This window comes from Streptomyces sp. NPDC054956 (assembly GCF_053609185.1).
Window position 1 is genome coordinate 1 of the sequence record NZ_JBSGXB010000263.1, and the last position, 11032, is coordinate 11032.

At 74.0% G+C, this 11032-nt stretch carries 9 protein-coding genes and 1 pseudogene; 4 read left to right on the plus strand and 6 right to left on the minus strand.

Translation table 11 applies throughout. The features are described from left to right. From ACWGDE_RS30060 to ACWGDE_RS30070, 3 genes and pseudogenes are all read right to left on the minus strand, one after another. Positions 1-161 (minus strand): annotated as a pseudogene (locus ACWGDE_RS30060) (ribonuclease D); the annotation flags it as partial. A 132-nt stretch (positions 162-293) separates the two neighbouring features. Continuing rightward, positions 294-956, minus strand: a complete 663-nt coding sequence (locus ACWGDE_RS30065; protein ID WP_214956508.1) for a response regulator transcription factor — start codon at positions 954-956, stop codon at positions 294-296. 398 nt (positions 957-1354) lie between these two features. Next, positions 1355-2017 (minus strand): DUF3000 domain-containing protein, encoded by a 663-nt coding sequence (locus ACWGDE_RS30070; RefSeq protein ID WP_422460364.1) that lies wholly within the window; start codon positions 2015-2017, stop codon positions 1355-1357. Positions 2018-2108: 91 nt separating this feature from the next. Here ACWGDE_RS30070 and hemE point away from each other — a divergent pair, with 91 nt between their 5' ends. Together hemE and ACWGDE_RS30080 are read left to right on the plus strand one after the other, a co-directional pair. Then, the gene (gene hemE, locus ACWGDE_RS30075) at positions 2109-3173 is read left to right on the plus strand and encodes a uroporphyrinogen decarboxylase (protein ID WP_453392183.1); all 1065 of its coding nucleotides are present in this window, start codon (positions 2109-2111) and stop codon (positions 3171-3173) included. Positions 3174-3301: 128 nt separating this feature from the next. Continuing rightward, the gene (locus ACWGDE_RS30080; protein WP_453392184.1) at positions 3302-4525 is read left to right on the plus strand and encodes a monooxygenase; all 1224 of its coding nucleotides are present in this window, start codon (positions 3302-3304) and stop codon (positions 4523-4525) included. Positions 4526-4536: 11 nt separating this feature from the next. Here ACWGDE_RS30080 and ACWGDE_RS30085 read toward each other — a convergent pair whose 3' ends face one another. Together ACWGDE_RS30085 and ACWGDE_RS30090 are read right to left on the minus strand one after the other, a co-directional pair. Continuing rightward, positions 4537-5928, minus strand: a complete 1392-nt coding sequence (locus ACWGDE_RS30085; protein ID WP_453392185.1) for an FAD-dependent oxidoreductase — start codon at positions 5926-5928, stop codon at positions 4537-4539. Between the two features lie 64 nt (positions 5929-5992). Continuing rightward, on the minus strand, positions 5993-7006 hold the full coding sequence (locus ACWGDE_RS30090) for a DUF4349 domain-containing protein (RefSeq protein WP_453392186.1): 1014 nt from the start codon (positions 7004-7006) through the stop codon (positions 5993-5995). 228 nt (positions 7007-7234) lie between these two features. Between ACWGDE_RS30090 and hemG the strand changes: the two genes are divergently transcribed. Together hemG and hemQ are read left to right on the plus strand one after the other, a co-directional pair. Beyond that, complete coding sequence (gene hemG, locus ACWGDE_RS30095) at positions 7235-8740, plus strand: protoporphyrinogen oxidase (RefSeq protein ID WP_453392187.1); 1506 nt, start codon at positions 7235-7237, stop codon at positions 8738-8740. 4 nt (positions 8741-8744) lie between these two features. Then, positions 8745-9458, plus strand: a complete 714-nt coding sequence (hemQ, locus tag ACWGDE_RS30100) for a hydrogen peroxide-dependent heme synthase (RefSeq protein ID WP_254384570.1) — start codon at positions 8745-8747, stop codon at positions 9456-9458. A 105-nt stretch (positions 9459-9563) separates the two neighbouring features. Here hemQ and ACWGDE_RS30105 read toward each other — a convergent pair. Next, the coding region (locus ACWGDE_RS30105) for an alpha/beta hydrolase (protein WP_453392188.1) at positions 9564-11032 on the minus strand (1469 nt) is incomplete at its 5' end.

The following is an 11032-nucleotide window of genomic DNA, read 5'->3' on the forward strand; positions in this document are numbered from 1 at the left end:
ACCACCTCGGCGAGGGCTTCGGCGTCGGCGACCACCGGAGGGATGCCCTCACGGGGTTCGAGCAAGGGGACGGGCAGCCCTTCGGACGAAACCTCGTCGTCCGGGGGGCCGCCCCCGGTGGTGGTGCGCAGGCCTGCTGCGGTTTCTTGGGCGTCGGTCACCGGTCAAGGGTATCCGTGGATGCGACGCGCCCGTCGCCGGAACGTTCCGGCGACGGGCGCGAGGGGGAAGGACGGACGTTTCCCCGGGTTCTCCGGTTGTTGGCCCGGGGTCTTCCGGGGGTATCGGCCGGGTCAGTGGATGATCCCGGTGCGCAGGGCGACGGCGACCATCCCGGCCCGGTCGCCGGTGCCCAGCTTGCGGGCGATCCGTGCCAGGTGGGACTTGACGGTCAGGGCGGACAGGCCCATCGAGACTCCGATGGCCTTGTTGGACTGGCCCTCCGCGACGAGGCGCAGGACCTCGACCTCGCGGCCGGAGAGCTCTCGGTAGCCGCCCGGGTGGCTCGGGGCACCCGGGGGGCGGCGGTGCATACGGGCCGCGGCGGCGCCGATGGGGGCGGCGCCGGGCCGGGACGGGAGCCCGATGTTGGTCCGGGTGCCGGTGACGACGTAGCCCTTCACTCCGCCCGCGAGGGCGTTGCGCACGGCGCCGATGTCGTCGGCGGCGGACAGGGCCAGGCCGTTCGGCCAACCGGCGGCGCGGGTCTCGGAGAGCAGGGTGAGACCGGAACCGTCGGGCAGGTGTACGTCGGCCACGCAGATGTCGCGCGGGCTGCCGATGCGTGGGCGGGCCTCCGCGATGGACGACGCCTCGATCACGTCGCGTACCCCGAGGGCCCACAAATGGCGGGTCACGGTGGAACGCACGCGCGGGTCGGCCACGACGACCATGGCCGTCGGCTTGTTCGGGCGGTAGGCGACCAGGCTTGCGGGCTGCTCGAGAAGAACGGACACCTAGGCCTCCTGGGGGAGTGGCGGGACGGCCGGCTGGGGGAAGGAAGCCGGTGCGAACCGTGCGGATGGTCACTGACTCCTTCGGCACGTCACCCGCCCGGCTTTAGGGAATGATCACGATTTGGTGAGTAACAATTCGGGCAATTCGGACGCACGATCGATCATAGGGTGATCAGAAGCCCGCAAAGGACGCCCCGATCCGATGCCCCGCCACGGATTTCATAGCCGGCGGAAGGGGCGTATCGCCTGCTCAGGAGGTGTGCGGAGCTGTCCTGAAGTCCGCCGGGCCGCCCGGGGTCCTGCCGCGCGCCGGGTCCGGCGGTCCCGTCCGGTCGCGTTCACGTACGGAAGGGGTCGGGCGGGAGGCCGCGGGGGCCTCCTCCCGTCGTGCTGTCCCTCTATCCCTGCGGATGGTGCGGACCGCGCCGCTGGGGCAGCGAGACCACACCCGTCACCGTCTCCGTCGGCCCGACCGGGGGCAGCCCCGCGATCTGGCACAGCAGTTCGCACCACGCCGCCAGGTGCGCGGAGGTGTCCGGCACCCCGCCCACCCCCTCGCGCGGCGTCCAGGAAGCCCTGATCTCGATCTGCGTCGCCGGCCGGCGCTCGCCGAGCCCGCCGAAGTAGTGCGAGGCGGCCATGGTCACGGTCCCGCTCGCCTCCCCGTACGTCAGCCCGCGCGCGTCCAGCGCCCCCGTCAGCCAGGACCAGCACACCTCCGGGAGGAGCGGGTCCACGGCCATTTCCGGCTCCAGTTCCGCCCGTACGAGCGTCACCAGCCGGAAGGTGCCCTGCCAGGCGTCGTGCCCGGCCGGGTCGTGCAGGAGGATGAGCCGGCCGTCGGCCAGGTCCTCCTCCCCGTCCACGACCGCCGCCTCCAGTGCGTAGGCGTGCGGTGCCAGTCTCTGTGGCGGCTTGGTCGGATCGATCTCGATCCCCTGCCGCAGCCTCGCCTTCTTCAAGCCGTCGACCGCCCGCCGGAACGGGAGCGGGACGGAGCTCTCCTTCGCGCTGTCCGTACCGTCAGCGCCATCTGAAAATCGTCCCTGAGCCGCAGCCATGCGGGGAAGACTAGGCGGAACGAGCGCCCGTACGGCGCAGGGACACCCGCGCCGGGCCGGGCACTTCTTCATACGTGCGAAGATTTGAGTCGTGAGCGCCAACACCCGCCCCACGGGCACGCCGAGCCAGACGTACGATTCCGCCTTCCTCAAGGCGTGCCGGCGCGAGCCGGTGCCGCACACCCCGGTGTGGTTCATGCGGCAGGCGGGTCGCTCCCTCCCCGAGTACCGCAAGGTGCGCGAGGGCACGCAGATGCTGGAATCCTGCATGCGGCCCGACCTGGTCACCGAGATCACGCTCCAGCCGGTGCGCCGCCACAACGTGGACGCGGCGATCTTCTTCTCCGACATCGTGGTCCCGCTGAAGGCCATCGGCGTCGACCTGGACATCAAGCCGGGCGTCGGCCCGGTCGTCGCCCAGCCGATCCGCCGCCGCGAGGACCTCGCACAGCTGCGCGACCTCACCCCGGAGGACGTCTCGTACGTCACCGAGGCGATCGGCATGCTCACGAGTGAACTGGGCTCCACGCCGTTGATCGGTTTCGCGGGCGCTCCTTTCACCCTCGCGAGCTACCTGGTCGAGGGCGGCCCGTCCAAGAACCACGAGCACACCAAGGCCCTCATGTACGGGGACCCCGAGCTCTGGGCCGAGCTGCTGGACCGCCTCGCGGAGATCACCTCCGCCTTCCTCAAGGTCCAGATCGAGGCCGGCGCCTCCGCGATCCAGCTCTTCGACTCCTGGGTCGGCGCGCTCGCCCCGGCGGACTACCGCCGCTCGGTGATGCCCGCCTCCGCCAAGGTCCTTCAGTCCGTCGCCTCGTACGGGGTCCCGCGCATCCACTTCGGCGTGGGCACGGGCGAGCTCCTCGGCCTCATGGGCGAGGCCGGCGCGGACGTCATGGGCGTCGACTACCGGGTCTCCCTGGACGAGGCCGTCAAGCGGGTCGGCCCCGGCAAGGCGCTCCAGGGCAACCTGGACCCGGCCGTGCTCTTCTCCACCCCGGAGGCCGTCGAGGCCAAGACGGACGAGGTCCTCGCCGCGGCGGCGGACCTGGAGGGCCACGTCTTCAACCTGGGCCACGGCGTCCTCCCGACGACGAACCCGGACGCGCTGACCCGTCTGGTGGACTACGTCCACACGCGGACGGCCCGCTGACCCTTTTCGGCCGACCTGCCGGAGGGATCGCGGCACTCCGGCACGTCGCCCCGCCGGGTTCAGTAACCTGACCCGCCCCCGGACAGTGCGTCACGGGCAGGGACAGTGCGCTTCGGCAGGAGGCGGTCATGCGGGGCGGAACGGTCGCAGTGGTCGGCGGGAGCATCGCGGGGTGTGCCGTCGCCACGGCGGCGGCGCGGGCCGGCGCCGGCGAGGTGGTGGTGCTGGAGCGCACCCACGGGCGGCTCCAGGACCGCGGCGTGGGGCTGTGCATCAACGACGAGCGGGCCGCCGAGCTCGGCGCGAACGGCTCCCTGCCCGAGGGCATCGCGGCGCACCGGCTGGAACGGCGCCGCTGGGTGGTCCGGGACGACGCCGGCGCCGGGCCGGGCGGGCGGGTCGTCTGGGAGCAGCCGTTCCCCTTCCACTCCTACCACTGGGGCCTGCTCTGGCGCGGTCTGCGGGAGTCGGTACCGGACACCGTGGTCTACCGGCAGGGTGCGGCGGTGACCGGCGTCGAGGAGACCGGCACCGAAGGCGTCGGGGTACGGCTCCAGGACGGCACGGTCGAGCGGTACGACCTGGTCGTCGGCGCGGACGGGTACCGGTCGGTGGTGCGCGCGGCACTCTGCCCCGAGTCCCGGCCGCACTACGCCGGGTACGTGTGCTGGCGCGGGAACTTCGACGCGGCGCGGCTCGCGGAACCCGGCGGCGGTACGGACCCGGTGCCCGAGGCGGTGACCACGGTCTGCTTCCCGGGCGGCACCTGTGTCATCTACCGCATCCCCGGTCCGGACGGACCCCGGGTGAACTGGGTGCTCTACGCCCCTCCGCCGCGGGACGGGCAGCTGCGGTTCGACGACCCGACGAGCTTCCCCCCGGGCGGACTGACCCCGGAACTGGCCGGACACCTCGGCGCGCTGCTCGACCGGGAGTTCCCGCCGTACTGGGGGCGGGCGCTCGCGCTGACCGACCCGGCGGACACCTTCGTGCAGCCCATCTACGACCTGGAACCCGCGCGGACCGCCGCGGGCCGGCTGCTGCTCGCGGGGGACGCGGCCAGCGTCGTACGCCCGCACAACACGAGCGGCGCGGCCAAGGCCCTCCAGGACGCCTCCGCCTTCGCCGACGGCTGGCGCCGCAGCGACACCTTCGAGGAGCTGCTGCGCGATTACCAGGACGCCCGCGGCGCCGCCGGACGGGAACTGGTCGCGCTCGCCCGCCGCCTGGGCAGGGCCCAGGTCGAACAGACCCCCGTCTGGGCCGCCATGAGCGGCCGGGAGATGACGGCATGGTGGCAGGCGCAGCTCGCCGGCGCCGCGGGCATCGGGGGTCGGTCCATGGCCCCGTAGCCCGGCTCAGCTCATTGCGCGCCTGCCGCGCGGACCGCCGAGACCGCCTTGCGGGCCGCGACCAGGACCGGGTCCCAGACGGGGGAGAACGGCGGGGCGTAGCCCAGGTCCAGGGAGACCACCTGGTCCACCGTCATACCGGCCGTCAGGGCCACCGCCGCGATGTCCACCCGCTTCGCGGACCCCGCGCCGCCGACGATCTGGACGCCCAGGAGCCGGCCCGTACGCCGTTCCGCCAGCATCTTCACCGTCATCTCCCGGGCCCCCGGGTAGTAGCCCGCCGTGTTCGTCGAGGTGATGGTGGCCGTCACGAACCGCAGGCCCGCCTCCAGGGCGTCCCGCTCGCGCAGCCCCGTACGCGCGATCTCCAGGTCGCAGACCTTGCTCACGGCCGTGCCCACCACCCCGGGGAACGTGGCGTAGCCGCCGCCCACGTTGGAGCCGATGACCTGGCCGTGCTTATTGGCGTGCGTGCCCAGCGGGATGTGCCGCGTGCGGCCCGCCACCAGGTCCCACACCTCCACGCAGTCGCCGCCCGACCAGACGTTCCCCTGCCCGCGCACCCGCATCGACAGGTCCGTCAGCAGGCCGCCCGACGCGCCCAGCGGCAGGCCCGCCGCGCGCGCCAGCGCCGTACGCGGCTCCACGCCGATGCCGAGGACCACGACGTCCGCCGGGTACTCGTCCCCCGCCGCCGTGGCGACCGCGCAGGCCCGCCCCTGCTCGTCCTGCAGGATCTTGGTGACCTCGGCGCCCGCGACCGTGCGGATGCCCATGCCGTTCATCGCGCGGTGCACCAGGGCGCCCATGTCCGGGTCCAGCGAGGACATGGGCTGCTCGCCGCGGTGCAGGACGGTCACCTCGAAGCCCCGTCCGACCAGCGCCTCCGCCATCTCGACGCCGATGTACCCGGCGCCGACCACGACCGCCCGGCGGCCCCGCGTCCGTTCCACCGCGTCCATCAGGCGCTGTCCGTCGTCCAGCGTCTGCACGCCGTGCACCCCGTGCGCCCCGATGCCGGGCAGCCGGGGGCGGACCGGGCGGGCGCCGGTGGCCAGGACGAGCTTGTCGTACCCCGTCCAGTACTCGGACCCCGAGTCCAGATCCCGGGCGCGCACCCGCTGCCCCGCGAGGTCCAGTTCCACGACCTCCGTCCGCGTCCGCAGGTCGATGTCGCGCGCGCGGTGCTCCTCGGGGGTCCGGGCGATCAGCTCGTCCCGGTCGCCCACCAGGCCGCCGATCCAGTACGGGATCCCGCACGCGGAGTACGAGGTGAAGTGCCCGCGCTCGAAGGCCGTGATCTCCAGCTCCGCCGGTCCCCTGAGCCGTCGGGCCTGCGACGCCGCGGACATCCCCGCCGCGTCGCCGCCGACCACCACCAGCCGTTCCCTGGCACCCGTCATCCGCCCGTACCGTCCTTCCCCGCCGCCGACGCCTGCGGGCACCACGCTACGGGCGAATGGGTGTTCAGTCCTGTACGTCGGTACGGGGGCTCGCCGGTTCCGCGGGCGCGGACGCCCCGGAATCCGCCGGAGCTTCCCGGGTGCCGGCCGCGGACGCCGGCCACAGCGGCCCGGTCTGCGAGGGAACCCGCTTCGGGGGCAGGACCGTCTTCGGCTTCGCCGGCCGCCACTTGCGGTACTGCCGGAAGCCCGCCAGCAGGGCCGCGCCCGTCAGCAGGAACGGGGAGGCCGCGGCGAGCGCCATCGACAGGGCCTGGAGCAGCTTCGCGAAGGCGTGCCAGCCGCCGGCCAGGGCGTCCAGGAAGCCCGGCCCCGCCTTCTTCTTCTCCGCCTTCTTCTCCTCGGGCTTCGCCGGTTCGGAGAAGGTCAGCGTGATGGTGCCCAGCGAGGTCTGGTCCTTGAGCGCCGTCTGCTGCGCGAGCAGCGACTCCAGATCCGACTGGCGCCTGCTCAGCTCCGCCTCCAGGGTCACCACCTCGCCCAGCCCCGAGGCCTTCTCCATCATCTCGCGCACCCGGGCCACGCTCGCCTGCTGCGACTTGACCCGGCTGTCGACGTCCGCGACCTTCTGCGTCACGTCCTGCGCCTCGACCTTGCGGTCGAGGAGCTTCCCGCTCCCCTCCATCGCGGCCAGCACCCCGTCGAAGCGGTCGCCGGGCACCCGCAGGGTCACGGTCGAGGTCATCGCCCCGTCGGAGGCGCGCTTGGTGCTCTCGTTGCCCACGTACCCGCCCGCGTTCTCGGCCGCCGTCCGGGCCCCGGCCGTCGCCTTCTGGGCATCGGCCGTCTCCACGCTCAGCGTCGCCGTGCGGATGATCTGCGTGCGTACGGGAGCCTGCGCCTGGCCCTTCTCCGAGGACGGCGCCCCCGCGCCCGACGCGGCCGGGGCCGCCGCCGGGCCCTGACCCGCGGCCTCCCGCTCCAGGGGAGCCGCCGCGTCCGCCCTGGCCGCCTTGTCGTCGCCCCCGGCGGCGCAGCCGGCGAGCGCGAGCGCCCCCGTCAGGGAGAGCGCGGCCAAGGCCGTCGCCGTACGCCGTCCGAACCGTCTGTGCTGGGTGTGCATCGCCTGGTACCCCCGGGGAATCGCCGGATGCGCGGACGGACCGCCGCGCCGGTGTCTGTGTTCCGACGGTCCGACGCCCCGGGTACCGCTACGGGTTTCGTACGCCCGGCCTCGAGGTGATGCCGATGCGGTCACGGTCAGGCCTCGGTGATCGCCCCGTGAGCGGTCTGAGACGATGTGTCCATGCACGAAGCGGACATGCGTACGGACAGCCGTACGGACGGGCCGGCCCCGACCGGCCACGTCGTCGTCATCGGTGGCGGTATCGCGGGGCTCGCGGCCGCCCACCGACTGCTCGCCGACGGCGTCCGCGTCACGCTCCTGGAAGCCGGACCGCGCCTCGGCGGCAAGCTGTTCGCCGGCGAGCTCGCCGGGCTGCCCGTGGACCTCGGCGCCGAATCCGTGCTCGCCCGCCGCCCCGAAGCCCTCGAACTGGCCCGCGCCACGGGCCTCGGCGACGCCCTGCAGCCGCCCGCCACCGCCACCGCCCACCTGTGGACCCGCGGCGAACTGCGGCCCATGCCGCGCGGCCACGTCATGGGAGTCCCCGGGGACCTGGCCCCGCTCGCCGCCTCCGGAGTGCTCTCCCCCGAGGGCCTGGCCCGGATCGGGGCCGAGGCCGACCTGGCGCCCGCCGAGATCGGCGAGGACGTGGCCGTCGGCGAGTACGTCGCGGCCCGGCTCGGCCACGAGGTCGTCGACCGGCTCGTGGAACCGCTGCTCGGCGGGGTCTACGCCGGCAACGCCTACCGCATCTCGATGCGGGCCGCCGTGCCGCAGCTCTTCGAAGCCGCCCGCACGCACGCCTCACTGGGCGAGGGTGTACGGGAACTCCAGCGCCGGGCGGCCCTCGCGGCGCAGACCGGCCCCGTCTTCTCCGGCATCGAAGGCGGCATCGGGCGGCTCCCGCTCGCCGTCGCCGACGCCTGCCGGGCCGCCGGGGCCCGCCTCCTCACCGACGCCCCCGCGCGCGAGCTGACCCGTACCGCCACGGGCTGGCGCGTGGTCGCGGGCACCCGGGACGGCGACGAGGTCATCGAGGCCGACGGCATCGTCGTGGCCACCCCGGCCGGACCCGCCGCCCGGCTGCTCGAGGGGCTCGCGCCCGCCGCGGCCGCCGAGCTGCGCGGGGTCGAGTACGCCTCCATGGCCCTGGTCACGATGGCCTTCCGGCGCCGCGACCTGCCCGCCGCGGTCACCGGGGGAGGCGCGAGCGGATTCCTCGTACCGCCCGTGGACGGCCGGACGATCAAGGCGTCGACCTTCTCCAGCAACAAGTGGGCCTGGGCCGGCACCGATCCCGAGCTCTTCCTGCTGCGCACCTCCGTCGGCCGCCACGGCGACGAACGCGACCTGGCCCGCTCCGACGAGGAACTGGTCGAGGTCTCCCGCGCCGACCTCGGCGAGGCCGTGGGCCTCGGCTCCGCCGCCCGCCCGGTCGCCTCCACCGTCACGCGCTGGGACGGCGGCCTGCCCCAGTACCCCGTCGGCCACCTCGGCCGGGTGGCCCGGATCCGCGCCGCCGTGGCGGCCCTGCCGGGCCTCGCGGTGTGCGGAGCGCTCTACGACGGGGTCGGCATCCCGGCCTGCATCGCGAGCGCCGGCGAGGCCGCCGACGTGGTGATCGCCACGTTGGGGACCGCTGGGGCACCCCTGGCACAGACCACCGATCAGCGCACGGGACAATAGACACATGACTGCACCAGAGAAGATTCCCAACGCGGGGAAGAAGGCGAAGGACCTCAACGAGGTCATCCGCTACACCCTGTGGTCCGTCTTCAAGCTGAAGGACGTTCTGCCCGAGAACCGCGCCGGCTTCGCCGACGAGGTCCAGGAGCTGTTCGACCAGCTGGCCGCCAAGGACATCACCGTCCGCGGCACCTATGACGTCTCCGGCCTGCGGGCCGACGCGGACATCATGATCTGGTGGCACGCCGAGACCTCGGACGAGCTGCAGACCGCGTACAACCTGTTCCGCCGCACCAAGCTGGGCCGCGCGCTGGAGCCGGTCTGGTCGAACATGGCCCTGCACCGTCCGGCCGAGTTCAACAAGTCGCACATCCCGGCCTTCCTGGCCGACGAGACGCCCCGCGACTACGTCAGCGTCTACCCCTTCGTGCGCAGCTACGACTGGTACCTGCTGCCCGACGAGGACCGTCGCCGCATGCTCAAGGACCACGGCCTGATGGCCCGCGGCTACCCCGACGTGCGCGCCAACACCGTCGCCTCCTTCTCGCTCGGCGACTACGAGTGGCTGCTGGCCTTCGAGGCCGACGAGCTGTACCGCATCGTCGACCTCATGCGCCACCTGCGCGCCTCCGAGGCCCGCATGCACGTCCGCGAAGAGGTGCCCTTCTACACCGGGCGCCGCAAGTCCGTCGCCGATCTGGTGGCCGGACTCGCCTAGAGACCTCCCCTGGGGGGAAGGACCGGAGGACCGCTGACCGGCGTCCTCCGGGGATCGGGAGGCCCTGCCCCCGAATCGACGCAGCCGGAGATCCCGCCCGGAAGTTCAGACGACTGGCGGCAGCAGTGCCCTGGGGTGCCCCTGGGCGGTCGCTGCCCGGTCGTCCAGCGACACCGGTGCGGGCTCCGGATGCGGCGCGCAGGTGACCTGCCCACCCGGGGTGTCACCCGTCAGCAGGTACCGCTCCACATGAGCGTCGACGCAGTCGTTGCGTCCGCCGGCCACCCCGTGGGTGCCGGCCCCCAGCTCCGTCACCAGCCCCGCCCGCGGTCCCAGCCGCCGCCGGAGCTCCAGCGCCCCCGCATACGGGGTCGCCCCGTCCCGCTCGGCCGCGACGATCAGCGTGCCGGGGAGCGCGCCGGCCGCCCCCGCGCCCACGTCCACCGGCCGCTGCCGTCCGGGCACCGGCCAGAAGGCGCAGGGCAGGTTCAGGAAGGCGTTGGTCCAGGTCTCGAACGGGGCCGTGCGCGCCAGTTCGGTGTTGTCGTGGTCCCAGGTCTCCCAGTCGGCGGGCCACGGGGCGTCGTTGCACAGCGTCGCCGTGTAGACGGCCGTCGCGTTCTCGCCCTCCGCGGCCGCCGCCGGATCGGGTGCGGCGATCCCCACCAGCGGGCCCGGATCACCGCGCAGGAAAGCCGCCAGCGCCGCCGCCCGGTCCGGCCAGACCTCGTCGTAGTACGCGGCCCGCAGGTACGCGGAGTGCAGCTGCCCGGTGCCGACCACCCCGCCCGCCGGTTCGCGGGCGAGCGCGGCCCGGACCCGGTCGTAGGCCGCCTGGACGGCCCCGGGGGTGTCGCCGAGCCCGTACACGGAGTGGTGGCGGGCCGCCCAGGCGCGGAAGTCGGCCCAGCGGCGCTCGAACCCGGGCGCCTGGGCGAGGTTGTTGCCGTACCAGACGCGCCGCGGATCGGGATCGACGGCCGAGTCGAAGACCATGCGGCGTACGCGGCCCGGGTGGAGCGTGGCGTACACCGCGCCCAGGTAGGTGCCGTACGAGGCCCCCATGAAGTTCAGCCGCGGCTCGCCGAGCGCGGCGCGCAGCACGTGGAGGTCGCGGACGTTGTTCAGGGTCGTGTAGGAGGCGAGGCGGGCTCCGGACCGCCGCGCGCAGCCCCGGGCGTACTCCCGGGCGGCGGCGACGCGCAGCGCCTTGTACGCGGCGTCCGGCTCCGCGGGCGGGGCCTGGGACGGGGCCCGCCCGTACTCCGCCGGGTCCTGGCAGGACAGCGCGGGCCCGGAGCGGCCGACCCCGCGCGGGGCGTAGCCGACGAGGTCGTAGGCGGCGGCCACGCGCCGCCACTCGGGCAGACCGGCCACGAGCGGGAAGTACATCCCGTTCCCGCCGGGCCCGCCGGGGTTGAACACGAGCGCCCCCTGCCGGGTGGCCCCGCCGGCTCCGGTGGCGGCGACCCGGCTGACGGTGACGGCGAGCTGCGCCCCGTCGGGCCGCGCGTAGTCGAGCGGCACCCGGAGCGTGCCGCACCGCACGTCCGGGCCGAGTCCCTCGACGGCTC

Coding starts and splice junctions, on each gene's coding strand:
- ACWGDE_RS30070 (WP_422460364.1), bottom strand. CDS start 2,017: ATGGCTGCGGCTCAGGGACGATTTTCAGATGGCGCTGACGGTACGGAC.
- ACWGDE_RS30080 (WP_453392184.1), top strand. CDS start 3,302: ATGCGGGGCGGAACGGTCGCAGTGGTCGGCGGGAGCATCGCGGGGTGT.
- ACWGDE_RS30085 (WP_453392185.1), bottom strand. CDS start 5,928: ATGACGGGTGCCAGGGAACGGCTGGTGGTGGTCGGCGGCGACGCGGCG.
- hemG (WP_453392187.1), top strand. CDS start 7,235: ATGCACGAAGCGGACATGCGTACGGACAGCCGTACGGACGGGCCGGCC.
- hemQ (WP_254384570.1), top strand. CDS start 8,745: ATGACTGCACCAGAGAAGATTCCCAACGCGGGGAAGAAGGCGAAGGAC.